Here is a 23,485-nt window from a genome sequence, read left to right as displayed (position 1 = left end):
AAAGAAACACAGATAAATTCTGGTTCGGCAAACCGAAAAAACACAGGAGAGACGGTTATGGGAATAAAAATAGTATCTGCTTACGATCGGGCTGAAGAAGTAAGAAGATTATTTGAAGAATATACGGATATGCTGGTTGAAAATGATCCTTCCTTCCAGGAATACCTGGATATCCAGAATTACAGTGAAGAAATGGAACATTTGGAGAAAAAATACGGTCTGCCGGATGGAAGATTATATCTGGCTTATTGTGATGAAGAATTAGCCGGTTGTATCGGACTTAGAAAAATGGATAGTCAGAATTGTGAAATGAAACGCCTCTATGTAAGACCTGCATTCAGAGGACGAAAAATCGGCAATCTGTTAGTTGAGAAGATCATAGATGATGCGAAGAAAATCGGGTATTCGTACATGTTATTAGATACACTTCCGTTTTTGAAAAGTGCAATACATATGTACAAGAAATATGGCTTTTATGAGATAAACAGCTATAATGACAGCCCTATGAATACTTCCATATATATGAAACTTAATTTATGAATCCTAATTTATAGAGGGGTTGAAAATGGCAGATGATATTCAAAAGTGTTTAGAGATATACCAAGAGCAACTCAATAATGGCTATATACGAATGGCATAAGCAACTTTGACAAAGTATGTTCAGAGCTAAAAGCAAATTTCCCCAAAGCGTATACGATTTAGCGATAAAGAAAATATGACCCAAAATGTCATTAATCGCGCAGGATCGGGATCTTGAGGATTGGAGGAGTGGTTATGAATAATGGAATATATTTCATCATCATGTGGTCAGCAGCCGTACTGTTTATACTCATTGGTATTTATGCCATGAACAGGAAAAAGCCCATGTGGCTTTGGGGCGGCGTTCAAATTCCTGAATCAAAGATAAAGGATGTAAAAGCCTATAATCATGCAATAGGTAAGATGTGGTGTGTATGTGCCATCCCCCTGTTTATAGGCGGGATGATTGCGTTCTTTTCACCAGCTTATTCTGTTTTGATCTTTGCGCTGACCTGTACTGTGGGCATCGCTCTGGTTGTCTGGAGATATCATAAAATAGAAGAAACATATTTTGTAAGCTGAGTTGGAATGAATTGCCTTATTTGTATTACTGTCAAAGGATTTTGACAGCATTTATACTGGTATGTCAACAAAATTTGATTGATATATAACATCACTTTAATTATGATTTGGATACCAGGAGATGAAAAAGATGGAGCTTGGTAAACAGATAAAAAAATATCGGGCGGAAGTAAATCTGTCACAGGAAGAACTGTCAGAAAGAGTTTCTGTATCAAGGCAGACCATTTCAAATTAGGAGAATGAAAATGACAGGGGAATAATCAGATGATATAATAGAGAAAAGTAGTCCGCACCATTATTAGATGCAGATGAGAAAGTCGTTATTACAAAATATACATTTATTATACGCCGGAAGGTGGTGTGGAATATGATGCGTCAGAATTTTAAGGATTGGGCAGACCGGGAGTTTGGCTATCCGATTCCACAAGAATATCTCTCTTTTTTAGAGAAGGGTGAGCCTGAGCCAGCAGGAAGAAAATACTATGTCACTGATGAAGGGAATGCGCTGGAAATATCAGAATGGTTCACGCCGGACAACATACCGGTAATATATAAAAACTGCCGGGAGGAAAAAATGATAGAGGCGTATCAGCTGCCTGTGCTGGAGAGCTGTGGCTGCACTGTTGTACTAAGCTGCAATTCTGACAAAGACACGTATGGACATGTTCTGCTGAGGACTTCCACAGGATACTATGATGAAAGCATCAATGAAAATATTTATGAGGAACCGGAATTTGTTGCGGAGAACTTTACAGTCATTATATGCAATCTGAAGGATGCCGAAGAATTGGAAGAAATGGGGCTTTTATGATCAGACAGCGTTAAGAGCGGGGACTGTGAAAGTCTGTTCATGGCAGAGAATGCCTTTGAGGGGCGGGTGTAAGTTGAAAGTTACAGGTACGAAGGGATACGTGCAAATTGAAGATGATAATGGAAACATTGCAAGGTTTGACGGGGAAGCCTGCCTTGGGAGCTTTTATGCATACGCTGATTCTGTCCGTTGGATCCGACATGCGGGAGAGGCGACGGATCAGGACAGGCTTGATCTGATCTATAAAGCTACCCGGTATGGAAAGAACTGTGGTAAAAAAGTACTCTTTTTTGATGATGGCGGCAAAGTCCTGTTTGAAACGAAACTCGGACTGAAAACGGAAGTATACTGGTCAAAAACCTATTATGTCATTGTGGCTGTGGCAGTTTTCTCTCTTATTTTTCCGGTGGTGCTGATTACCGTGCTGGATATTGCAAGTCTGATGTTTTCTATAGTATTCGCCAGTGTATCTGTTCTGCTGGCCAGCCCGTTTCTTGCCTGGGGATTCCGGATATGGCGGTTCCGGGTAACAACTGAGGGTGCCATTGTAACTGTCAGACCCACAGCAGGAAGAGAATACACCTTCCATGTGGATGAAGTGACCAGGATCATCCGGAAGACCAGGATAGATTCCGGCTGGGAGACAATAAAAAAGATCAAAGTTTACACAAAAACCAGACATATGTCACTAAATGATAATATGACAGGAATCGAGGATATGGACGCATACTTTTTGCGGCATACCGATCCGGATAAAATCATTACGAAGAGAAGGAAATGACAGATGAGCTGTAAGTGAGGAAAGAACATATGCGCACAGAGAAAGAAATGTTTCATATCATTATCAACACTGCCAGGTCCGACGACCGTGTGCTGGCGGCGTATCTGAAAGGATCAAGGGCAAACCCCAATGCTCCCAGGGACATTTATCAGGATTTTGATATTATGTATGTGGTGAAGGAGACGGAAAGTTTCCGCGCGGATCTGTCGTGGATGGATCCCTTTGGCAAGGTCATTCTGAAGCAGGAGCAGGATGATGTGTTTGGATACGGAGACCGTTTATGCGCAGCCCCACCATATGCTTGAAATTATGCTGGGGTGGTATATAGGGAGCAGGACAGACTATTCGGTCTTCTGCGGCAAGCAGAATAAATATTTTAAACGGTATCTTCCGGAAACGATCTACCGGCTATACCAGCAGACGTTCCCTGACAGCAGCTATGCGCATTTCTGGAAGTCCATGGACGCTTCCTGCCGTCTGTTTCGCGAAACGGCAGTTCTGGTGGCAGAGAGTCTTGGCGTGGTATATCCGGAGGAGTACGAGCAGGGATTCATAACCTATGTGAAAGCAGTGTCCGGCGGCTCCGGAGCAGACTGCTGACCGGATGGACCTGTAAAGAGAATATAGGAGATTGCACGATGAAGAAAATGGATGAAAACAAAAATTCTGACAGCGGCATTGCAATTGGGATCAGTCTGGGCCTTGTTTTCGGGCTGCTGACAGACAATCTAGCACTGGGGCTTGCGCTTGGAGTTGCATTTGGATGCGTGATAAGCGGGAAAAAAGAATGAAAAGATAAAATAAAGGAGGGGCGGATATGAATTACTATGACAGTGATCTGCAGCGTCTGCAGCAGAAGATCATGGAGAAAAAGAGGCTGGATGCAAAATATGCAGATCTTCTGGAACAGCAGAAAGAACTGGAAGAGCGGACTGCGGAGCTTGAAAAGATCATGCTGGACGAGCAGGAGGATGTGGACAGGCTGAACGGGAGAAGCCTGGCGGCATTCTTTTACAGGGTTTCCGGCAGGGCGGAAGGGAAGCTTTCCAAAGAAGAGGAGGAGGCCCGGGCTGCTGCCTTGAAATTTGATGCGGCATATGGCGAGCTGCAGGCGGTAAAGGCGGATATTGATCATTGCGAAAGAGCTCTCTCCCAGATTCAGAAGGCCAGGGAAGAGTATGACCGGCTGCTGGAAGAAAAAAAGAAACAGATCAAAAAGCGAGGAGACGGTGCAGCGGCCAGGATCCTGGAGCTGGAGCAGCGGCTTGCGTTCCTGGAAAACCAGCAAAGAGAAGTGAGGGAGGCTCTGGAAGCAGGACAGAAGGCTTACGACATTGCGGAGCAGGTGGTGGATAAACTGGAGCATGTAAAGGGATGGAGTACAGTTGACCTGATCGGAGGGAGTATTCTGACAGATGTTGTGAAATACAACGGGCTGAATGAGATACAGGAAATGACAAAGGAACTCCAGGGAGCCCTGCGGGGCTTTCGGACAGAACTGGCTGACGTGAAAGAGGAGATTTCCGGAGATATCCAGATAAATCTGGGAGGTTTCCTCACCTTTGCCGACTACTTCTTTGACGGTCTCCTTGTTGACTGGGTCGTCCACGACAAAATCAAAGAAGGGCTGGACCGGGCACGCCGGACCAGAGGACGGATTGGGAATGCCATGGATAGCCTTATTCGGGTGATGGAGGCTTGTGGTGCCAGGCAGGAGAACCTGGCACAGAAACTGGAGCAGGTTGTGCTGCATGCGGGTGAGCAGGAGAAAAGCACCCTGCCAGAGCAGCCATAAAGAAGGAGTTCGTCAAAAGCAGGATATAAAAGCCATATACCAGGCATAGGAAAATACGGTGGTATATGGCTTTTAAAAAGTGTGATTATTCGTAAATCCCGTTGACAGTCACCGTGAACACAGCAGCCTTTCCGTTCAGATCCTCTACGCCGTAGTCCTCGGGGAAGGTGACATTGACTTCCACTGTGTCGCCCGGATGGGCACCGATGAGCTGGTCTTCAAAGCCGTCAATGTAGGAGCCGGAGCCGATCACCAGGTCTGTGCCTGCGCCGTCTGTGCTTCCGCCTTCAAATTCCACACCGTCCACCGTTCCCACATAGTCAATGTTGACTGTGTCACCATTCTCTACAGTGAGTGATGTGTCAGTTGAGTAGGAGGTGCTGCCCGTCTCATCGCTGCTGGTGTCCGCTGTGTCTGTGCCGGAAGTGTCTTCTGCGGTTGTGCCGGAAGATGAGTCATCCCCGGATGAGCGGGAAGATAGGGCGATGGCTGCAATGAGAAGGATGACGGCAAGGCAGGGAACTGCTATGGTGAGAAATTTTTTGAGCTTGCGTATGCGTTCTTTTTTGCGGCGTTCCTGTGCTCTGCGCTGCTGTGCCATTTTTCGATTTTCTTTTTTCATTGTGTACTCTTACCTCGTTTCGTTAAAAATGTCTTTTATTATTTTACAGGGAAAATATGATCAATCTGTGATTTCCGGGAGGAAAATAAGAAAAATCAGGGCTTGTGCGTGGAGGAGCGCTGTGCTATGATGGAAAAAGCAAAATAAAGGAGGTGGCTTGATGTCGGCTATTCGCTAATAAAAAGGACAACGGATTTTGTCTCATCTATATTGTTAGCGTCGGGCGATTTTCGCCATTCAGAGTCGGATTAAAAACGCCAATCTCAGTCAATTTAAAATCGCCAATGCATCATGTATGTTATTAACAGTTACGCATTTTTATACTCCGTATGTTTTGCGATACCAGCCTCAAGACCAAGTGTTTCCAGCTTGCGTCCCCGGTAACTGTCACCTTTGATCATAAATACAGTGGCGTCATCAAAAACCCGGTCTAAAGAACAAAGCAGCGTATCATCTTCGCTGAAATATTCGCCCCACTGGTTTGGTGTTTTGTTGCTGGTAAAAATCATGGTGCTGGGACCATCTTTATTATAGCGGCGGTCAATCACATCAAAGAACATACGGGTGTTCTCTTTATCGAACACACACCTGCCAATCTCATCAATGATCAGGCAGGAAGGCTTTACCAGCCCGTTGATGACAGCCCCCTCCCGGCCGTGTTTCCTTGCATCCGTCAACTTTTGGTTGAGTTCGCTTGCCCTTAAGAAATAAGTCTTATATCCTTTCAGGCAGCATTCCCGCCCAAAAGCCATGGCCAGATGAGTTTTGCCTACACCCTGCGGCCCAATAAATGCCAGATTTTTTCCTGCATACAGAGCGGACAGAGAAGAGAGGTTCTTCAGTGACTGCACATGCTTTCCATGGAGCCGGCTGAAATCAAATCTTTCAAAGGTTTTCGGCTCATTCATAGGAAGCTTGCTCAGTTTTAGCATTGTGTGGACCATGGAGTCATATTTTTTCTGCTCCAGGTATTCAAAAACTCCGCAGACTGCCTCCAGAGCTTCCGGCGTAAGTTCTTTTTCATCGGCATAGTTGGCCAGTTCTGCTGTATAAAGATCGATCTTCAGTGCCTTTGCACTGGACTGGATTCTTTCAAGTATTGATTCATTCATCCCACAGGCCCTCCTCAAAGTTGAATTTTTCAAATCCGGAGTGCTGTTTGGGTGGCTCTATCTGAAAGATCCGGGTTTTGACTGGCATTGATGGGACTTCTTCCGGCTGTTCTGTCACATACTGATCCCGGCAGAAACTGTCTCTTCTCATCCAGGTAACATCATGGGTGGTCAGGACTTTGCTGAGATCGGATGCGTAGATATAGAGGGTAAAGGAATCTCTCCGGATCCTGCAGGTCTTCTGGGTGTACCAGTACGGGACGCCGAAGCGCCGCCCTTCATAATGGACAAATCCATCGAAAGAAATTTTTCTTTCCGGACAGAGATAGAAAGCAAGTGCCTGTGTTTTTGTTAATACGGAAGCAACAGCCATGCAGTCTTCCTGATGCTTTTCACAGGGGATACAGTCCACCGCTTTATGGTATATGCAGTTCTGGCGGTTGCACCATCCGATGGCTTCCAGATTTAATTCGGTAATCGTGCCAAAAACTCTGCCAGCAAGGAAGTTATCTTTTACGAAGCGGATCAGGCGCTCCACCTTTCCTTTGGTGAAAGGATGCCTTGGTTTACAGAGCTTCGTCTGGAAACCGATCGTTTCCATGAACACTTTATAATCTTTCTGCCAGATAGGATGTCCCTCTGGATCACGCCGGATCACGACACTTTTCATGTTGTCTGTCAGTATATAGTGCGGGATTCCCATATAAGTAAAAGCATGGATCATCCCTATGAAAAGATTTTCCTGTCTGGCATTGGGGAAGAATTCAATGTATCTTTCCCCGCAATGATGGCAGATCATAGCAAAACATGCGACCTTATAGGAAGCATCGGTATTTGTATCTACCTGGACAAAGCCCCAGTCCATCTGATAGGATTCCCCAGGGGAAGTTTGATATCTGCGTCCCCGGTTCCCCTGAGGGGCAACGAGCTGACGCTTGGGCGGGACAAGATCCCGGTGATCAGCGATATAAGTTTTTACGGTTGTTAACCCACCGGTATATCCAGCTTCCTGCAGCCGCTCAAAGCATACAGAAGAATTCGTGACGCCTTTTCGGAGCAGTCCGTCAATAATGCCGCTATATCCGGTCAGAACCGTAGCTGTTGCTTTTTGTCCTGTCCTCCCATGTGGCGTAACAATAAAGTTATTTTCTTTTAAGTGCCTTAGCCTGGATCTGCTGAGCCCGGTTCGGCGTTCCAGTTCTGCAAGATTAATTTTGGCAAGGTTGAAATTTTCGCCTTGTTCCTGCTTTATTTCGTTGATTGCTTGTGTTATGATTTTTTGTAAGTCATTACATGTAGCATCTTCGTGCATAAATCCTCCTTTTCTGATGCATTGGCTTATCATCAGTATAAGAGGATGAAGACCTGTATGTAATGGCTTTTTTACTTTGACTAGGATTGGCTATTTTAGCCTGACACTAGATGGTTATTTTAACCCGACGCTAATAATATTATGGAGATGGGTTTATTTGTTGTATCTGTCTGCGGATAGTGGCATCAGGCTGGCTTTTGATTAAAAGGCAGTTCTATTTACTGTGGAAAAGTAAAGTCTGATACAGAACAGGACAGATATGCGGATAACCCGGATGGAAGGGTTGTCCTTTTTTGTGGTCATAAAAGATGCAGAATATAAGATCAGAGGAGAAAGATCATGAAAGAAGAAAAAGAATACAGATGTCCTTGCTGTGGCTGGATATCAGACTTACAGGATAAAGAACCCTGGCCGGATCACTGCCCCAACTGCCTGTCAGGCATACACAGTGCAGACGAGGAGGGAGAGCCATGCGGCGGTATACTGGAGCCGGTGGGGATCTGGGTGAGAGAGAACGATGCCTGGGAGATCGTGGAGAGATGCCGGTTTTGCGGAGAGATGACCACTGTGGAGATGTCGGAGAAAGACAATCTCATAAAAGTGATGTCCATTGCCTCCAGACCTCTGTCCTCACCGCCTTTTCCCATTGAGAGGCTGGAAGAGCTGACAAGGATCATGGGCGGACGAGGAGAGCTCAGAAGAAGAGAAGGAGAAAAGAAAAATGAACAGAGAAAATAAAAAGCGAAAATATGACAAGAAATATTTCCGGACGCATCCCTGTATGGATCCTTTTACGTGCAAGGTGTGCGGGTGGCCGGTCGTGCCTGCGGGAGCTGGAAGCAGCCACAGAAATCACTGTCCCAACTGCCTGTACAGTCTGCATCTGGACAGGGAGCCGGGAGACCGGGCATCAGACTGTCACGGGCGGATGGAGCCCATAGGCGTGTGGGTCAGAAAGAATGGAGAGTGGGCCATCATACACCGCTGTCTGCGCTGCGGAAAGATCGGATCAAACCGCATTGCGGCAGATGATAATCCTATGAAGCTTATGGCGCTTGCCATGCGGCCCTTTGGGAGCAGCGCTGTCTCACGGGAAGAGATCCGGGATATGACAGTATCCATGGAAAGCTAGGCAGCGGATCCGGGAAAAAAGATAATTGCGTGAGAGTGATATTGTCTATCCCGTGAATTGAGGGTATAATAAATAAGACAAAACGAGAGGAGCCTTAAGATGTACGAGACCTGTATTTTTGACCTGTATGGTACGCTGGTGGATATACACACAGACGAAAAGAAAGAAGAACTGTGGAAAAAACTGGCTCTCTTCTATGCGTTTTACGGAGCTTTCTACACGCCTGGGGAGCTGCGGGAGGCTTACGGCAGGCTGACAGAAGAGCTGAGCGCAGGAAAACGAGGAGTCAGAAAAGATGCCCATGAGGTGTTCCCGGAGATACAGATCGAGGATGTCTTTGAGGCTCTGTTCCGCGTAAAGGGCGTGCAGGCAGATGAGCCCCTTGTGAGACATGCGGGACAGTTTTTCCGCATCCTTTCCATGGACCGCCTGCGGCTCTATGAGGGAACAAAAGAGATGCTACAGGCTCTGCGGGAACATGGGAAGAAGATATACCTTCTGTCAAATGCCCAGAAGATTTTTACAGAGTATGAGATGCAGGCCCTGGGACTCACTCCCTTTTTTGACGGCATTTTTATCTCGTCGGAGCAGGGCTGCAAGAAGCCGGACCTGGCTTTTTATGAGACACTTCTTTCTGCCTGCGGCATTGCCAGAGAGACAGCGGTTATGACGGGAAATGACGGGACCTGCGACATAGAGGGAGCGAAACGGGCCGGGCTTGCCACGGTCTACGTGCGGACCGAGATATCTCCGGACGAGCCTTTGCCAGAGGCAGACTATATTCTGGAGCAGATGGATATGATAAAGCTTAAAGATATCCTTCTTGGACAGAAGAACTGACAGGAAAAGAAAACAAAAGAGGAAAATAAGATGAAAGAAAAATGGATGAATAGTGTCATGGCGGGTGTGTTCATTTCCATGGGCGCCATGACCTATCTTGCAATCCCCAATACATTGGTGAGCAGTCTCTTTTTTGCGGTGGGCATCCTCCTTGTCCTTAATCTTCACAACATGCTTGTGACAAGGGTCTGCCCTCTGCTGGTGTATGACGGGAGATATGGCTGGGGAGATGTGGCCATTGCCTGGGCGGGAAACGGCATCGGGACGCTGGCTGTGGCGGCCGCTGTGCAGGGGACGAGATTTAAGGAGACCATCCGGGAACCCCTTGCCAGGATCAGCGAGACAAAACTCCAGGACGGGCCTTTGAGTCTGTTTATTCTGGCTGTGTTCTGCGGCTTCTTTGTGGCCTTTGCCGTTCTCATCGGCGCCAGGTATGAAAACGGCTCTTTTGCCCAGATCTTCTATGTGTGGCTTTTTATCACCGCCTTTGTATTCTGCGGGTTTGAGCATATTGTGGCAGACATGTTTTACCTGTCCTGCTGCTGGCTCCAGTTCGGGATCAATGGACTGGAGGCCTTGAAGGTACTGGCCTTTGTCACGGCAGGAAATCTGGCCGGCGGCATGTTTATCGCCTGGGCGGTCCGCAGCCTGGATCAGAGAAAGGGCAGCGGCGGTTCAGAGAGAAAATAAAAGACAGCAAAAGATAAACATACAAAATGAAACGGAGGAAACAGAGCATGGACAAAGTGATTTTAGGAAAGACAGGGATTGAAGTAAACAAGAATGGTTTCGGGGCGCTGCCTATTCAGCGCATTAGTAAAAAAGATGCAGTCTACCTGCTGCAGAAAGCGTTTTATAATGGCATCAATTATTTTGACACTGCCAGGGCCTACTCTGACAGCGAGGAAAAGATGGGGGCTGCCTTTGAGTACACAAGGGACAAAATCATCATCAGCACAAAGACAGCGGCCCAGACAGCAGAGGATATGTGGAAGGATCTGGACGAAAGTCTTACAAAGCTGAAAACAGACTACATAGACATCTATCAGTTCCACAATCCGTCCTTCTGCCCGAAGCCGGGAGATGAGTCCGGCCTTTACGATGCGGCCATGGAGGCGAAAAAGCAGGGAAAGATTCGTCACATTGGTATCACAAACCACCGGATCGCTGTGGTGAAGGAGGCGATAGAGTCCGGACTCTATGAGACGATGCAGTTCCCCTTCTCCTACCTGGCGGCGGATGCGGATCTGGAGATCGTGGAAGCCTGCAGGGAGGCGGACATGGGATTTATCGCCATGAAAGGTCTTGCCGGGGGACTGATCCACAATTCAGCCTGTGCCTACGCCTACATGGCTCAGCCGCAGTTTGCACATGTGGCGCCGATCTGGGGTGTGCAAAGAGAGTCGGAGCTGGACGAGTTCCTCTCCTATCAGGTCTGTCCGCCGCAGCTTGACGGTGAGCTTCTTGCGGAGATCGAGAAGGACAAAGAGCAGCTCTCCGGTGATTTCTGCCGCGGCTGCGGGTACTGTATGCCCTGTCCGGCAGGGATTGAGATCAACAACTGCGCCAGAATGAGTCTGATGCTGCGCCGTGCTCCCCAGGAGGGATGGCTTTCCGAGGAGTGGCAGGAAAAGATGAAGCTGATCAAGAACTGCCTCCACTGCGGCCAGTGCATGAGCAAATGTCCTTACGGACTGAACACGCCGGAACTTCTGGCAAAGAACTATGAGGATTACAAGACATTTCTGAAGTAAGAGATGGAGCAGGAGAGATAAAAATGGATGACAAATTGCTGCGGTTTTTTGATCAGATGCCGGAGGCTCTTCCCCTGTATCAGAAGTTTGAAAGAGAGGTTCTCTCCCGGGTGGAAGACGTGCACATCAAAGTGCAGAAGACGCAGATCACCTACAGCAACAGGCATGTCTTTGCCTGTGTCTCCTTTGCAAAAGTAAGAAAGGCAAAGGAGCGGCCGCCAGTCTACATTGTGGTCACCTTTGGGTTGGCATACAAAAAAGAGTCTCCCCGCATCGACATTGCGACAGAGCCTTATCCGAACCGGTGGACCCACCATGTGCTCGTATCCCGTGAGGAGGAGATCGACGGGGAGCTGCTGGGCTGGGTGGAAGAGGCGGCCGCCTTCTCCGCGGCGAAGTGACAGGGAAGATTTTTAAGACAGAGTCTTGACAGATGGAAGAAAAGCTATCTATAATAGGCTCATTGAGAAATGAATATGGAAATATGGCAAGGGAGCTGTGAGATGATATCACGGCTCCTTTTCTGTTTTTACATTTTTCAGAATGAGACACAGAAAGGATGGAGAGCTATCATGAGGAGAACATTCAGCCATTATCTCCCGGTCAATCTGATCTTCGGGACCGGTAAGGCAGAAGTACTGGGAGAGGAGGTAGCAAGATACGGGAAAAGGGTCATGGTCGTGACGGGGAGAGGCAGCACAAAGAAATCCGGGCTGCTGGACCGGGCAAAGGCACTGCTGGAAAAAGAGGGGCTAGAAGTGACGGTATTTGACGAGGCGGAACCCAATCCCCTTGCGTCCACTGCTATGAGAGGGGCCGCCATTGCCAGGGAGAAGGGATGTGATGTGGTCGTGGGCCTGGGAGGGGGAAGCATCATGGACTGCAGCAAGGCGGTGGCCTTCTCGGCCTGCAATGAGGACCCTGTTTTTGATTATATCTACGGCACAAAGAAAGGGAGCGGGGCCCTGCCCCTTGTCCTTGTGCCCACCACCTGCGGAACAGGCAGCGAGGGAAACTGCTTTGCCGTGCTCACAGACGACGGGACGAGGGACAAAAAGTCTCTGCGGGATAATGCAGTCATCGCCAGGGCGTCCATCGTTGACCCGGAGCTGATGACGACTATGCCGGCCCGCGTTCTGGCATCCGTTGGATATGACGCCTTGTGCCATTGTATGGAGGCCTATATGAGCAAAATCTGCGATCCTATCACGGAAATCATAGCGCTGGAGGGCATCCGGCTCATCGGCGCAAATCTGGTGAAAATCTACGAAGAGAAGAAAAAGGGGCTCACAGACCTTACTGTCATGGACATGGATGCCTGGAGCGCTGTATGCCTTGCCAGCACATACGGCGGCATGGTGATCAACCAGGCCGGAGTGACCGCTCCCCACGGGCTGGAGCATCCGGCCAGCGGCATGCGCAATATCACCCACGGCAGAGGCCTGGCAGCCCTCACTCCGGTCATCTACAGGCGCACCATAGAGGCAGCCCCGGAGAAATTTGCCGTCATTTCAAAATGTCTGGGAGGCAGGGATGAAAAGGACTGTGTGGATGTCATCGAGGCGCTCCTTTGTCGTCTGGACCTGCGGACCACCCTGTCGGCGGAGGGGGTCCTTGCGGAGGATGTGGAATGGATGACCCAAAATGCCTTCAAGGTCTCTGCGGCCGGCCTCCAGAACCACCCCAAGGTGTTCACAGAGGAGGAAGTGTCCCGGATCTACCTGGAAGCCCTGTAAAGGCAGAATGGTATAAGGAGTAGAAACACTTATAGGATAGTTGAGAAATTCTCTCTGATACAGTATAATATGGCATCAGAGAGGATTTTTTGAGTGCGGAGTGGGTGAAGAGAGGATGGTCAGAAAATTTGAGGAGAGGGACCTAGAAGCGGTCATGGAGCTTTGGCTCGCGGGCAATCTGCAGGCCCACAGCTTTATCCCGGAGCAGTACTGGAAGGACGTGGAGGAGTTTGTTAGAAGCCTGCTGCCAGGCGCGGCCCTCTATGTGTACGAGGGGGAGACAGACTGCCCGGACGGATTTATAGGTCTGAACGGGGATTATATAGAGGGTATTTTTGTGAGAAGTGAAAAGCGGTCAGGCGGTATCGGCACCGCCCTGCTGGACTTCGCTAAAAAAGGCCATAGCGCTCTCGCCCTTCGGGTATACCAGAAGAATGAAAGAGCAGTGGACTTTTATCTGAAAAACGGGTTCCGCATCCGGGAGGAGGGACTGGATGCGGATACCGGAGAAAGAGAGTATGAGATGGTGTGGAAAGGAGAAGGAAGATGATGAGGGATGCAGAAAAGACGATAGGAAATATGGCGGACAAGGCGGGCAACTGCTTTATAAGCTACGTGGACGGAGAGGGCTTTCCGGTGACAAAGGCCATGCTGAAGCCAAGGCAGAGGGAGGGGATCAGGACATTCTGGTTTTCCACAAACACATCCTCCAACAAGGTGAAATGCTTCCGGGATAACCCGAAGGCCAGCATCTACTTCATGGACAGGCGCTATTTCAGAGGCGCCAGCCTGTCCGGCACAGTGGAGGTACTGGAGGACCCGGAGGTGAAGGAGCGGCTCTGGCTGGAGGGAGACACGCTGTTTTACAAGGAGGGCGTGACGGACCCGGATTACTGTGTGCTCAAATTCACGGCAGAGAAGGGGCGCTACTACAGCAATATGAAGTCGGAGGACTTTGAAATCTGACGGGGAAGTCCACTTTAGAAAAGGCTGTCCATGGAGGACAGCCTTTTTGGGTTTTCAAAACAGATTGCTATGTGTGCCGGTAAAAATTAGTGTTTGCTATAAGACCACTTCTTCTGGTATTTATCCTTCTATCATTTACATGTAGAGTATAATATACATCTGGATACCAGCGTCAGCATCTGGTATAATAAAACTTAAACTCACCAGACTACACAGAAGAAAGGCAGGCAAGTATGATGAAGAGCAAGGTGACAAGAGAGGAAGCGCTGGAGCTTCTGAAAACATATAACAAGGAACCCTTCCACATCCAGCACGGACTGACTGTGGAGAAGGTGATGCGCTGGTATGCCCGCGAGCTGGGATACGGCGATGAGGAAGAATACTGGGGGAGGACATGATCCACTCCGTGTGTTCCCACGGATACGGCATTTGCTCGGATGAGGAGCCTGCCTGTGAGATGGAGAAGGTTCTCTTTGCCGCGGACGAGCTGACGGGCCTGATCTGGGCGGCGGCTCTGATGCGGCCTTCGAAGAGCGTAATGGACATGGAAGTGTCCAGTGTCAAAAAGAAGTTTAAAGACAAGCGTTTTGCAGCCGGATGCTCCAGGGATATCATCCGGCAAGGGGCGCAGATGCTCGGCTGGGAGCTGAATGATCTGTTCGGCAAGACCCTGCAGGCCATGCAGTCCTGCGAGAAGGAAATACAGGAAGAAATGGCAGGCATGTAAGGTAGACAAAGTAGAGGGAATAGAACATTTATGGATTATTGCTACACAGAAGGAATTTCCTTTTTAGAAAAGGTAACAGAAAAATTAAAAGAGAGGATAGAAAAGCTGGACCAGTCTATCCTGGCAGGGCAGAAAGACATTGAGAGTATGCATGACTACTACTGGGAGAACTATACTGAGATGGACCAGTACGGTTATGAGGATTATGACAATCAGCAGGCTCTTCTTAGTCAGACAAATGCCAATAATGAGCTGCTTCTTAAAAGAAGACGGTTCAGAAAGATGCTGGATTCTCCCTTTTTCGGGCGTGTTGATTTCGTCTATGACGGTGAGGAGGAGGCAGAAGTCTTTTATATCGGCATCGGGAATTTTGCCGAGGATACCGGTATGACACCTCTGATCTACGACTGGAGAGCGCCGGTCAGCGGGCTTTTCTACGACTATGACAAAGGCCCGGCCTCCTATCAGGCGCCTGCAGGTACCCTGGAGGGCGAGATCACTGCCAAGAGACAGTACAAGATCCGAAAAAGGAAGATGATCTACGCTTTTGAGAGCGACACAAAGATCGATGATGAGATATTGAAGACGGAGCTGGGTACAAACGGGGATATAATGCTGAAAAATATTGTCAGCACCATTCAGAAGGAGCAGAATGCGATCATCCGCAACACAAAGGACAAGATCCTGGCTATCCAGGGTGTGGCGGGCAGCGGCAAGACTTCTGTGGCTCTCCACAGGATCGCCTATCTTCTGTACCATGACAGGGAAAATCTGAAATCTTCGGATGTGCTGATCCTGTCCCCGAACAGCGTCTTTGCAGACTATATCTCCCATATTCTGCCGGAGCTGGGAGAGGAGCCGGTGCAGGAGATGAGCTTTGATCTGTTTGCCTACAAAGAACTGAAAGGCACCGCAGCTGACTGTGAAGACCGGTGGCATCATCTGGAGCGGACCATGAAATTCCCGGATGAGGAGAGGGAACGGATCTATAAAGAGAAGCAGTCAGAAGTGATGGCGGCTCAGATAGAGGGATTTCTCACACTTCTCGAGGACAGCCTGATGGACTTTAAGGATGTAGAATTTAAGGGACTGAAGAAAACGGAAAGTGAACTGATCCAGCTGTTTTACGTTAAGTTTCAGGATATTCCCCTGCTGAAAAGAATGGATGCGGTGATGGAGTATTTTGTGGATGAGTTTGAGACGCTCAGGGACCGGGATCTCTCCGATGAGGAGCGGGAGTATGTCCAGGAGAAATTTGACCGCATGTATGTGACAAAAGATATCTATACCATCTATAATTGGCTTATGGAAGACTGCGGATACCCCTGTCTTGCGGATGTCCCCTGTGAAAAGCGGGTCCTGGAGTACGAGGATGTCTTCCCCATGCTGTATCTCAAGTACAGGCTGATGGGACGAGGGAGCCACAGGCGGGTGAAGCATCTTGTCATTGATGAGATGCAGGATTACTCCTATATCCAGTATCTGATCCTGGCAGAGCTTTTTTCCTGCAGTATGACGATCCTGGGGGACAAGTTCCAGACCATGGATGATCATGTACAGGATGTGCTTCCTTTTCTGCCAAAAGTATTTGGAAGGAAAGTGCGGAAAATTGTTATGGACAAGAGCTACCGGAACACGGTGGAGATCGCCTCCTACGCTGCCGGCATTCATGGAAGCAAGGTGCCCGGACTGCTGGAACGCCACGGAAAAGAGGTGATGGAGGCCTCTTTTGAAAATATGGAACAGCTCCTTGAGAAAGTGGAGGAGAACCTGAAGATCAGCGGGGAGGACGGTTTTGAGACGGCTGCGGTGCTGGCCATGACCGAGGAGGAGGCCTGGGAGATCAGCCAGCTCCTGAAGAAACGAGGACTTCCGTTGTCCTATATTGACAGGGACAGCAGCGCCTTTAAGCCGGGGCTCACAGTGACTACCTTCTACTTGGCCAAGGGGCTGGAATTTGATCAGGTGTTTACTGTGTGGAATGAGAAGAAGGTAAACCCCCTTCTTACGCAGGCAAAGTATATCTGCGCAACACGAGCTCTCCACGAACTGTATATGTTTGGAGAAAATTCCGAATATTATCTTTAAAAACATACAATTTGTTGACAATATACCTCTTCTGCTATAAGATGAATACAAATATCTTTATGAGGAGGAACTGCATATGAGGAGGAAGAGCACAGGGAAGCTCCTGTGCGCGCTATTGGCTTTTGTACTGGTTTTTACGGCCGCAGGATGTGGGGCAGAAGATGAGGCGTCTGACAGGGCCAAGGCCCAGGCAGAGGAGGAAAAACGCCTGGCCGAAGAAGAGAGGGAAGCGGCCCAGGAGGCACAGAGAGCGGCAGAGCAGGAGGTTTACTATTTCTACGACAGCATGGAGGAGTATGCATCCTCGGATCTGGTGCAGAACATACTGAACAGCACGCTTGAGGAGTACAAAACAGATGAGATCGGTTTTGCCATCCGGGGGGAGGGCAACCGTCTGATCTACGAGTATACTTACAAGACCCTGACCATGACGGAAGAGATGACGCCTCTGCTGGAGGAGGAGCTGGAGAAACAGGCCGATGCGTTGCAGTCCGTGGCTGACTCCCTGAAGGATGTGGTCAACGTGGAGCAGCCCACCGTGGTGGTGCGGTACCTGGACATGAACGGGGCACAGATCGCTGCCCGGGAATACACGGCCCAGCAGGATCCCCAGTGACGGGAAATACGAAAGGACGAAAAGGAAGGGTGACAGCCATGGATCAGGAAAGAATCGAGAAGCAGTTCTCTTTTATCCGTGAGATCGACAGGGAGAAATTTATCGGAAGGCAGACGTATCTGTCAGACGGGGAGAGGAAGGAGAACGATGCGGAGCACGCCTGGCACATGGCCATTATGACCGTTCTCCTCTCGGAGTACGCCAATGAGAAGATCGATGTGCTCAGGACAGTGACTATGCTTCTCATACACGACATCGTGGAGATCGACGCGGGGGATACCTACGCTTACGACGAGGAGGGGAAGAAGACACAGAAGGAGAGGGAGCGAAAGGCTGCGGAGAGACTCTACGGTCTGTTGCCCTCTGATCAGGGAGAGAAGCTGAAAAGCCTGTGGGAGGAATTTGAGGCCTGCGCTACACCGGAGGCCAGGTTTGCCCGCTGCATGGACAACCTCCAACCCATGATGCTCAACGCTGTCACAGACGGGAAGGCCTGGGTGGAGCATCAGGTGGAGCTGTCTCAGATCCTGGGCAGGAATCAAAATACCCACACAGGTTCGGAAATACTTTGGGAATACGCCAGGAAGAATTGGATCGACCCCAATGTGGAGAAGGGAACGATCAAAGGAGGAAAATAAGTATGGATATGAAAGCAATGTTTCAATTGAGTTATGGCCTGTTTGTAGTGACTGCAAAAGAGGGAGAAAAGGACAATGGGTGTATCACCAACACGGCAGGACAGGTGACCACAACGCCGAATCGGATCACACTGGCTGTGAACAAGAACAACTATACCCACGACATGATCCTGCGCACAGGAGTCTTCAATGTGTCCATCCTGTCTGAGAAGGCAGTTTTTGACACGTTCCGCCATTTCGGTTTCCAGAGCGGCCGGGATGTGGACAAGTTCGCAGATTACGGATCGGCAAAGCGCTCTGCCAATGGACTGTACTACATCACAGAAGGCACGAATGCCTACCTCTCAGCAAAAGTGGTGGACACCATGGATCTGGGGACCCACACGCTGTTCCTGGCAGACGTTACAGACGGGGAGGTGCTTGATAGCGCTGCTTCAGCCACCTATGCCTACTATCACTCCAACATTAAGCCGGCACCTGCAAAGGAGGAAAAGAAAGGCTGGAGATGCAAGATCTGCGGCTATATCTACGAGGGAGATGTGCTGCCTGAGGACTTTATCTGTCCTGTCTGCAAGCACGGCGCCGCTGACTTTGAGAAGATCTGATCAGAGAGCAGCATATGCATATAGGATAAATGCCCCGCATAGATTAGGTATAAAGCTATGTGGGGCATTCGGCATGAAAAGAGAAGGAAAAGACGAGGATATGCTGCTTCGCAGCCGCATAGCAGGTGCGGCGGAAGTACCCAGGGAACTGCTTTTGTCCCTCCCGGTCCTCACAGCTACGGGCAGACAGGAGATCCGGGTGGAAAACTACCGGGGAATACAGGAATACACCCAGGAGCTGATCCGCATCAATACCAGGAGCGGTCAGATTCGCCTGACAGGGAAGCGCCTGTCCATAGAATACTACACTAACACAGAGATGAAGATCACCGGGCTGATCAACAGTATCGAATATAAATGAGAGATGGGAGGATGAACAGTTGATCTGGTCCATGATCCGATACATAAAGGGATATCTTCTGATCCGGGTGGAGGGATACTCACCAGAGCGGTTCCTGAACGCCTGCAGCCACAGAGGCATTGAACTGTGGGGGCTGCGCTCTGCTGGCGGCGCCTACGAGATGTACATGACACTGAAAGATTTCCGAAAGATCAAAGCTCTTTCAAAGAAGACCGGGACAAAGGTGAGGGTCAGGCGGCGGTATGGCCTACCTTTTTTTTTACACAGATACCGGAGGCGGAAGCTGTTCTTTGCAGGCGCCCTTCTTGCGGTGTGCCTTGTCTATATTCTCACCCTCTTTATATGGGAGATAGACATCAGAGGGAACTTAAGGAGGACGGATGAAGCGCTCCTCTCCTTTTTGCGCTCCAGGGATGTCTACTGTGGGATGACAGCAGGGAGCGTGGACTGCGACCAGATCGCAGATGACCTGCGGGGCGCATACGCAGATCTGGTGTGGGTCTCGGCTTCTGTGCACGGGACCAGGCTTGTCATACAGGTGAAGGAAAATGAACACTTATCGGCGCAGACAGGGGGCAAGGCCCAGGAAACAGAAGGAACGGACCTGGCCGCCACACAGGACTGCACCATTCTCTCCATTGTCACAAGACAGGGGACGCCGCTGGTCCATGAGGGGGACCAGGTGAAAAAAGGAGATCTTCTCGTAAATGGAAGGCTGGATCTGAAAAATGACGCGGGGGAAGTGACCGGATACAGGTACTGCCAGGCCCAGGCTGACATCACAGGAGAGTATCAGATCTCCTATGAGGACACCATGGAAAGAGAATTCGAGATACGAAGCTATCAGTATGAACGGAATAACCTGGTGCGGCAGGAAGAGCTCTTTTTGCGGGCGGGAGACAGAATTTTTTCTTTTGGGCGGCTGAAGAACAATTATCAGGAGTATGATTACTATGTAGAGGAGAGCCAGCTGACTGTAGGGGAGAATTTTTCCCTTCCGCTTTTCTGGGGAAGAAGGATGGCCGTTCCCTGCAGTGTCCGCCAGGAAAACTACACGGACAGTCAGTTGCAGCAGCTTTTGAGCAGGAGATTTGAGAAGGCCTGCCAGGACATAGAAAAAAAGGGACTGGAAATTATAGAGAATGATGTTAAAATATACACAGAGCAAAATGCGGCCTGTGCCCGGGGCACACTGACTGTGAGAGGGCCTGTGGCGGGGGAAGTCCCCACGCAGATCCTTCCGGAGCCCCAGGTTAAAGACCAGACAGAAAGGGAAGACCAGACGAATGGGAATGAATGAACTGACCATCGATATTCCGGCTGAGTATCAGATGCATGTATTCGGCCAGTTTGACAGCTTTGCAAAAAAGATCGAGCGCACACTTCACGTGACGCTGATCCCCAGGGGAGACACAGTGAAGATCCTGGGGGAAGAAGGGCAGGCCCAGAAGGCCAGGAGCGTTCTGGCGCAGCTGACCGAGCTTGCACGTAGAGGCAATGAGATCCGGGAGCAGAATGTGGACTACACCCTCTCCCTTGCCATGGAGGATCAGGAGGATCAGGTGCTGGAGATAGACAGAGACATGATCTGCCATACCCTCCAGGGCAAGCCCATCAAGCCCAAGACTCTCGGACAGAAAAAATATGTGGATGCCATCCGTCAGAAGATGATCGTCTTTGGCCTGGGACCGGCGGGAACGGGAAAGACTTATCTGGCCATGGCTATGGCCATTACGGCATTTAAAAATAATGAGGTGGGTCGGATCATACTGACCCGGCCGGCCATTGAGGCGGGAGAGAAGCTGGGCTTTCTGCCCGGAGATCTCCAGAGCAAGATTGATCCTTACCTGCGCCCCCTCTACGATGCCCTGTATCAGATCATGGGGGCGGAGAGTTTCCTGAAGAATTCAGAGAAAGGGCTCATCGAGGTAGCGCCTCTTGCCTATATGAGAGGCCGGACGCTGGACAATGCCTTTATCATACTGGATGAGGCCCAGAACACCACGCCCGCCCAGATGAAGATGTTCCTGACCCGCATCGGCTTTGGATCCAAGGTGGTGATCACCGGGGATGCCACACAGAAAGACCTGCCGTCCGGCCAGGTTTCAGGGCTGGACGTGGCCGTCAATGTGGTGAAGAATATTGACGATATCAGCATCTGCCATCTGACCAGCAGGGATGTGGTGCGCCATCCCCTTGTTCAGAGGATCGTCAAGGCTTACGAGGAGTATGAGGCAAAAGCGGAGTCTAAAAAGAGCAGAGGAAGAGACAGAAGGAGAAAATAAATGTCACTTTATTTTGAAGAGGAAGGGGCGGTAAAACTGCCTCTTCCCTGTGAAGAACTGGCTGGCAAAGTTATTGAGGCGGCCCTGGACTATGTGGGGTGTCCCTACGAGGCGCAGGTGAACCTGCTCCTCACCACAAATGAGCAGATCCATGAGATGAACCGGCAGTTTCGGGGAATCGACAGACCCACGGACGTGCTCTCTTTCCCTATGTTGGAGTACGCAGAGCCTGGAGACTTTGATTTCCTTGAAGAGAGAGAGGACTGCTTTGATCCCGAAAGCGGAGAGCTTGTCCTGGGTGATATTGTAATCTCCAAGGAGAAAGTGCTGGAGCAGGCGGAGGCTTTCGGCCACTCAGCGGAGAGAGAATATGCTTTCTTAATCGCCCATTCTGTGTTACACTTAACTGGATATGACCATATCGAGGAGCAGGAGCGGCTCGTTATGGAACAGAAGCAGAGGGATATTCTGGAACAACTCCAGATTTTACGATAGGAAAAGATATGGAGCAATATTATGTCTAAGAAAAAAGGAACGAACTTTCTGGCACAGGGGACGATACTTGCCGCAGCCGCCATGATCACCAAGGTGGTGGGGCTTGCCTACCGCATCCCCCTGACCAATATCATGGGCAGCGAGGGGAACGGATACTACGGCGTCGTTTTCCAGGTGTACAGCCTTGCGTTGATGCTCACCTCCTACAGCCTTCCTATGGCCGTGTCCAAGCTGGTGTCCGCCAGAGTGGCCGTGGGACAGTATAAGAACGCTTACCGGGTGTTCCAGGGGGCGATGGTGTTTGCCCTGGCAGCCGGCGGCATCGTGACTGCCATTGTGTTTTTTGGTGCCGGATTTATCTCCACGGATATACTGAAGATGGGCATGAGCGTCTATGCTCTGCGCGTGTTGGCGCCCTGCATCCTGATCGTTGCGTTCCTGGGAGTCCTGCGGGGATTTTTCCAGGGCTACGGTACCATGATCCCCACGGCTGTCTCCCAGGTGATCGAGCAGCTGATGAATGCCATTGTCAGCGTTGTAGGTGCCTACCTTCTCATGCAGACAGGCCGGGCTATGGCAAGCGGCGAGGAGAAGGAAATGTACGGCGCTGCCTTTGCCGCTGCCGGAGGAACGCTGGGAACGGTTATCGGCGCATTGACCGCACTGTTGTTTCTGCTGTTCGTGTTTGCGGCTTACAAGACAAGGCTGAAGAAGCAGATGAGAAGAGACAGGACCAGGAGGCTGGAGACGAGGGGGCAGGTGTACAAAGTACTCCTCTGTACCATCGCTCCTGTCATACTCAGTGCCACAGTTTACAACATCAGCAACATTGTGGATCAGACCATGTTTTCCAACATCATGTCCGCCCAGGGGATGGCAGAGAGAGAGTACTCCTCCCTTCTGGGTATGCTGAACGGGCAGTATGACACATTGACCAACATCCCCCTGAGTGTGTCAAGCGCCCTGGCTTCCTCCTTCATTCCCAGCCTGGTGGCTACCATCCAGACCGGGAACCGGAAGCAGATCCACAGCAAGATCAATATGGTCTCACGTTTTAACATGATGATTGCGATCCCCTGCGCAGCTGGATTTATTTCCCTGGCAGGTCCCCTTCTGGACCTTTTGTATTTTACCCAGGATAATGCGATTCCGGCACTCATGCTGAGGATCGGAGGCATCTCTGTGGTGTTTTTCTGCCTGTCTACTGTGACGAACGCAGCGCTTCAGGGACTGGATGAGATGAGCAAACCTGTGAAGAATGCGGCTATCTCCCTGGTGATCCATGTGGCGTCCCTGTTCATCATGCTGGTTGTCTTTAAGTGGGGAATTTATTCTATTCCTGTCAGCAAGATCATATTTGCTGCGTCCATCTGTATCCTGAATGCCCACGACCTGCGGGAGACCTGCGGATATGTGCAGGAGCAGAGGCAGACGTTTGTGATACCGGCCATTGCGTCTGTGATCATGAGTATTGTTGCCCTTCTTGTGCATCTTCTGGGTGTGCTGTTCATTGGCGAGATGCCGGCCACTGTGCTGGCGGTGATCGCGGCAGTTATAGCTTACGGCATCAGTCTGGTAGGACTTGGAGGCATTACAGAAGAGGAGATCCTGGCGGCACCTAAGGGAGCCACTCTTGTTTCTATATGCAGGAAACTGCATCTGATCAGGGGAAGATACCGCTAAGGGCGGTGTATAAGTTGTGGAAAAT

Annotated in this window: 29 protein-coding genes and 2 pseudogenes; 28 read left to right on the top strand and 3 right to left on the bottom strand. The window is 49.9% G+C overall.

Annotation, left to right across the window (positions count from 1 at the left end; translation table 11 throughout):
- Positions 1 to 57 precede the first annotated feature (57 nt).
- From INF30_RS02270 to INF30_RS02230, 9 genes are all read left to right on the top strand, one after another.
- Complete coding sequence (locus INF30_RS02270) at positions 58 to 540, top strand: GNAT family N-acetyltransferase (protein ID WP_226394098.1); 483 nt, start codon at positions 58 to 60, stop codon at positions 538 to 540.
- Positions 541 to 774: 234 nt separating this feature from the next.
- Positions 775 to 1,101 (top strand): hypothetical protein, encoded by a 327-nt coding sequence (locus tag INF30_RS02265; protein WP_226394097.1) that lies wholly within the window; start codon positions 775 to 777, stop codon positions 1,099 to 1,101.
- A 130-nt stretch (positions 1,102 to 1,231) separates the two neighbouring features.
- On the top strand, positions 1,232 to 1,336 hold the full coding sequence (locus tag INF30_RS02260; RefSeq protein ID WP_083582498.1) for a helix-turn-helix transcriptional regulator: 105 nt from the start codon (positions 1,232 to 1,234) through the stop codon (positions 1,334 to 1,336).
- Positions 1,337 to 1,468: 132 nt separating this feature from the next.
- Positions 1,469 to 1,912, top strand: a complete 444-nt coding sequence (locus INF30_RS02255; RefSeq protein ID WP_226394096.1) for a hypothetical protein — start codon at positions 1,469 to 1,471, stop codon at positions 1,910 to 1,912.
- Positions 1,913 to 1,985: 73 nt separating this feature from the next.
- Complete coding sequence (locus INF30_RS02250; protein WP_226394095.1) at positions 1,986 to 2,693, top strand: hypothetical protein; 708 nt, start codon at positions 1,986 to 1,988, stop codon at positions 2,691 to 2,693.
- 29 nt (positions 2,694 to 2,722) lie between these two features.
- A complete protein-coding gene (locus INF30_RS02245) occupies positions 2,723 to 2,998 on the top strand; it encodes an aminoglycoside 6-adenylyltransferase (protein WP_226394094.1) in 276 nt (91 codons plus the stop codon).
- Positions 2,991 to 3,293 (top strand): aminoglycoside 6-adenylyltransferase, encoded by a 303-nt coding sequence (locus INF30_RS02240; protein ID WP_264176826.1) that lies wholly within the window; start codon positions 2,991 to 2,993, stop codon positions 3,291 to 3,293. The genes INF30_RS02245 and INF30_RS02240 overlap by 8 nt, the downstream gene beginning before the upstream one ends.
- Before the next feature lie 38 nt (positions 3,294 to 3,331).
- Entirely contained in the window at positions 3,332 to 3,484 is a 153-nt protein-coding gene (locus INF30_RS02235) for a hypothetical protein (RefSeq protein ID WP_226394093.1), read from the top strand.
- A gap of 26 nt (positions 3,485 to 3,510) precedes the next feature.
- Entirely contained in the window at positions 3,511 to 4,488 is a 978-nt protein-coding gene (locus tag INF30_RS02230) for an AAA family ATPase (protein WP_226394092.1), read from the top strand.
- 85 nt (positions 4,489 to 4,573) lie between these two features.
- On the opposite strand, the gene INF30_RS02225 is transcribed toward INF30_RS02230, so the two are convergent.
- The 3 genes from INF30_RS02225 to istA form a co-directional block, all read right to left on the bottom strand.
- A complete protein-coding gene (locus INF30_RS02225; protein ID WP_226394091.1) occupies positions 4,574 to 5,110 on the bottom strand; it encodes an FKBP-type peptidyl-prolyl cis-trans isomerase in 537 nt (178 codons plus the stop codon).
- A gap of 308 nt (positions 5,111 to 5,418) precedes the next feature.
- Positions 5,419 to 6,222 carry an ATP-binding protein gene (locus INF30_RS02220; RefSeq protein WP_076776416.1) on the bottom strand — a complete coding sequence of 268 codons (804 nt, stop codon included), beginning with the start codon at positions 6,220 to 6,222 and terminating at the stop codon, positions 5,419 to 5,421.
- Positions 6,215 to 7,534, bottom strand: coding sequence for an IS21 family transposase (gene istA / locus INF30_RS02215; protein WP_226394090.1), 1,320 nt, complete (start codon positions 7,532 to 7,534; stop codon positions 6,215 to 6,217). Before istA ends, INF30_RS02220 begins: the two co-directional genes overlap by 8 nt.
- A gap of 339 nt (positions 7,535 to 7,873) precedes the next feature.
- Here istA and INF30_RS02210 point away from each other — a divergent pair, with 339 nt between their 5' ends.
- The 19 genes and pseudogenes from INF30_RS02210 (at position 7,874) to INF30_RS02120 (ending at position 23,460) form a co-directional block, all read left to right on the top strand.
- Complete coding sequence (locus INF30_RS02210) at positions 7,874 to 8,272, top strand: RNHCP domain-containing protein (RefSeq protein ID WP_226394089.1); 399 nt, start codon at positions 7,874 to 7,876, stop codon at positions 8,270 to 8,272.
- Positions 8,256 to 8,666, top strand: coding sequence for an RNHCP domain-containing protein (locus INF30_RS02205; RefSeq protein ID WP_087173878.1), 411 nt, complete (start codon positions 8,256 to 8,258; stop codon positions 8,664 to 8,666). The genes INF30_RS02210 and INF30_RS02205 overlap by 17 nt, the downstream gene beginning before the upstream one ends.
- A gap of 99 nt (positions 8,667 to 8,765) precedes the next feature.
- The gene (locus INF30_RS02200; protein ID WP_226394088.1) at positions 8,766 to 9,506 is read left to right on the top strand and encodes an HAD family hydrolase; all 741 of its coding nucleotides are present in this window, start codon (positions 8,766 to 8,768) and stop codon (positions 9,504 to 9,506) included.
- An 18-nt stretch (positions 9,507 to 9,524) separates the two neighbouring features.
- Positions 9,525 to 10,196 (top strand): annotated as a pseudogene (locus INF30_RS02195) (formate/nitrite transporter family protein); the annotation flags it as partial.
- 47 nt (positions 10,197 to 10,243) lie between these two features.
- Positions 10,244 to 11,260, top strand: a complete 1,017-nt coding sequence (locus INF30_RS02190) for an aldo/keto reductase (RefSeq protein WP_226394086.1) — start codon at positions 10,244 to 10,246, stop codon at positions 11,258 to 11,260.
- Between the two features lie 23 nt (positions 11,261 to 11,283).
- On the top strand, positions 11,284 to 11,661 hold the full coding sequence (locus INF30_RS02185; protein ID WP_226394085.1) for a DUF5655 domain-containing protein: 378 nt from the start codon (positions 11,284 to 11,286) through the stop codon (positions 11,659 to 11,661).
- Between the two features lie 171 nt (positions 11,662 to 11,832).
- The gene (locus INF30_RS02180) at positions 11,833 to 12,996 is read left to right on the top strand and encodes an iron-containing alcohol dehydrogenase (protein WP_226394084.1); all 1,164 of its coding nucleotides are present in this window, start codon (positions 11,833 to 11,835) and stop codon (positions 12,994 to 12,996) included.
- Between the two features lie 115 nt (positions 12,997 to 13,111).
- A complete protein-coding gene (locus INF30_RS02175) occupies positions 13,112 to 13,546 on the top strand; it encodes a GNAT family N-acetyltransferase (protein WP_226394083.1) in 435 nt (144 codons plus the stop codon).
- Positions 13,546 to 13,962 (top strand): pyridoxamine 5'-phosphate oxidase family protein, encoded by a 417-nt coding sequence (locus tag INF30_RS02170; protein WP_076780828.1) that lies wholly within the window; start codon positions 13,546 to 13,548, stop codon positions 13,960 to 13,962. The genes INF30_RS02175 and INF30_RS02170 overlap by 1 nt, the downstream gene beginning before the upstream one ends.
- Positions 13,963 to 14,198: 236 nt before the next feature.
- Positions 14,199 to 14,689: pseudogene (locus tag INF30_RS02165) on the top strand (hydrolase).
- A gap of 30 nt (positions 14,690 to 14,719) precedes the next feature.
- Positions 14,720 to 16,777, top strand: a complete 2,058-nt coding sequence (locus INF30_RS02160) for a HelD family protein (RefSeq protein WP_226394082.1) — start codon at positions 14,720 to 14,722, stop codon at positions 16,775 to 16,777.
- Positions 16,778 to 16,853: 76 nt separating this feature from the next.
- The gene (locus INF30_RS02155; protein WP_226394081.1) at positions 16,854 to 17,393 is read left to right on the top strand and encodes a DUF4854 domain-containing protein; all 540 of its coding nucleotides are present in this window, start codon (positions 16,854 to 16,856) and stop codon (positions 17,391 to 17,393) included.
- A 38-nt stretch (positions 17,394 to 17,431) separates the two neighbouring features.
- The gene (locus INF30_RS02150; protein WP_076780830.1) at positions 17,432 to 18,031 is read left to right on the top strand and encodes an HD domain-containing protein; all 600 of its coding nucleotides are present in this window, start codon (positions 17,432 to 17,434) and stop codon (positions 18,029 to 18,031) included.
- A gap of 2 nt (positions 18,032 to 18,033) precedes the next feature.
- Positions 18,034 to 18,636 (top strand): flavin reductase, encoded by a 603-nt coding sequence (locus tag INF30_RS02145; RefSeq protein WP_076777356.1) that lies wholly within the window; start codon positions 18,034 to 18,036, stop codon positions 18,634 to 18,636.
- A 73-nt stretch (positions 18,637 to 18,709) separates the two neighbouring features.
- Positions 18,710 to 18,997 carry a YabP/YqfC family sporulation protein gene (locus tag INF30_RS02140; RefSeq protein WP_076777357.1) on the top strand — a complete coding sequence of 96 codons (288 nt, stop codon included), beginning with the start codon at positions 18,710 to 18,712 and terminating at the stop codon, positions 18,995 to 18,997.
- A gap of 19 nt (positions 18,998 to 19,016) precedes the next feature.
- Complete coding sequence (locus tag INF30_RS02135) at positions 19,017 to 20,297, top strand: sporulation protein YqfD (protein ID WP_226394080.1); 1,281 nt, start codon at positions 19,017 to 19,019, stop codon at positions 20,295 to 20,297.
- On the top strand, positions 20,284 to 21,282 hold the full coding sequence (locus tag INF30_RS02130; protein ID WP_076777358.1) for a PhoH family protein: 999 nt from the start codon (positions 20,284 to 20,286) through the stop codon (positions 21,280 to 21,282). Before INF30_RS02135 ends, INF30_RS02130 begins: the two co-directional genes overlap by 14 nt.
- Positions 21,283 to 21,777 carry an rRNA maturation RNase YbeY gene (gene ybeY, locus INF30_RS02125; RefSeq protein WP_226394079.1) on the top strand — a complete coding sequence of 165 codons (495 nt, stop codon included), beginning with the start codon at positions 21,283 to 21,285 and terminating at the stop codon, positions 21,775 to 21,777.
- A 21-nt stretch (positions 21,778 to 21,798) separates the two neighbouring features.
- The gene (locus INF30_RS02120; RefSeq protein WP_226394078.1) at positions 21,799 to 23,460 is read left to right on the top strand and encodes a putative polysaccharide biosynthesis protein; all 1,662 of its coding nucleotides are present in this window, start codon (positions 21,799 to 21,801) and stop codon (positions 23,458 to 23,460) included.
- Positions 23,461 to 23,485 lie beyond the last annotated feature (25 nt).

Origin of the sequence: Claveliimonas monacensis, from assembly GCF_014982975.1 — a bacterium.
GTDB lineage: Bacteria > Bacillota > Clostridia > Lachnospirales > Lachnospiraceae > Claveliimonas > Claveliimonas monacensis.
Note: the sequence above shows the minus strand (reverse complement) of the source record. Positions and strands in the feature narration are given on the sequence as shown.